1 protein-coding gene and 1 pseudogene are annotated in these 603 nt (G+C 65.5%); both read left to right on the forward strand.

All coding sequences use genetic code 11. The features are described from left to right. Positions 1-391 (forward strand): ACT domain-containing protein (locus MOV75_RS41140; RefSeq protein WP_247008593.1); only part of this gene is annotated, 391 nt, incomplete at its 5' end. 84 nt (positions 392-475) lie between these two features. Continuing rightward, positions 476-603 (forward strand): annotated as a pseudogene (gene glpX / locus MOV75_RS41145) (fructose-bisphosphatase class II); the annotation flags it as partial.

Consider the following 603-nt stretch of genomic DNA (forward strand, 5'->3'; position numbering starts at 1 on the left):
ATCCGCCGTGGTCGCCGACATCGCCGATGTCGCGCGCGGCATCCGTGCCAATCCGTTCGGCCGGCCGATTTCGCAACTGCGCGACACCAAGAAGGCGCCGATGGAGCGGCACGAGGGCGGCTATTACATCCGGCTTCTGGCGCGCGATTTCCCCGGCACCGCGGCTGCGATCGCGACGCGGCTCGCAGAGCAGAAGATTTCGATCGAGTCGATCGTGCAGCGTCATCCCAATGGCGGCGCCGCGCCTGATAACGGCAAGGCGGTCCCCGTGCCCGTCATCCTGATCACCTACGCGACGCATGAGGATGCCGTGCGCCGCGCGCTCGCCGCCGTGCAGAAGGACAAGGTGATCAGCGGACGGCCGCAGGTGATCCGGATCGAGAAGAACTGAGGCGGTTCGTCGAACGAACCGTGGGCGTTACGAGTTAATGCGGGCAAGGAATCCTGTCCAAAACTGTTTCGAAGGAGTTAGCCGATGTCGACCCATATTGAAGTCCCCCCGCACGCCTTGCTCGAGCGCATTCTCACGCTGGAGATCGTGCGCGTGACGGAGCGGGCGGCGGTGTCGTCGGCGCGGCTGCGCGGGCACGGCAACGAGAAGGC

It is taken from the genome of Bradyrhizobium sp. PRIMUS42 (assembly GCF_023006515.1).
Classification (GTDB): Bacteria; Pseudomonadota; Alphaproteobacteria; order Rhizobiales; family Xanthobacteraceae; genus Bradyrhizobium.